Below are 472 nucleotides of genomic sequence, written 5' to 3'. Positions count from 1 at the left end.
CGGTTAACCTTGCTACAGAATATAAGTCGCTGACCCATTATACAAAAGGTACGCAGTCACCCTCTTACGAAGGCTCCCACTGCTTGTACGTACACGGTTTCAGGTTCTGTTTCACTCCCCTCGCCGGGGTTCTTTTCGCCTTTCCCTCACGGTACTGGTTCACTATCGGTCAGTCAGGAGTATTTAGCCTTGGAGGATGGTCCCCCCATCTTCAGACAGGATATCACGTGTCCCGCCCTACTCATCGAGCTCACAGCCTGTGTGCTTTCATGTACGGGACTTTCACCCTGTATCGTGCGACTTTCCAGACGCTTCCATTAACACACAAGCTGATTCAGGCTCTGGGCTGTTCCCCGTTCGCTCGCCGCTACTGGGGGAATCTCGGTTGATTTCTTTTCCTCGGGGTACTTAGATGTTTCAGTTCCCCCGGTTCGCCTCGTTTGACTATGTATTCATCAAACGATGATGCACC

The 472-nt window shown here is 51.7% G+C and carries 1 rRNA gene; it reads right to left on the bottom strand.

The features are described 5' to 3' along the window. A 23S ribosomal RNA gene (locus AACV31_RS15120) occupies positions 1-472 on the bottom strand; the annotation flags it as partial.

Origin of the sequence: Cronobacter sp. EKM101R (assembly GCF_963888145.1) — a bacterium.
Lineage (GTDB): Bacteria > Pseudomonadota > Gammaproteobacteria > Enterobacterales > Enterobacteriaceae > Cronobacter > Cronobacter turicensis.
This window is presented reverse-complemented; position numbering and strand designations above follow the sequence as displayed.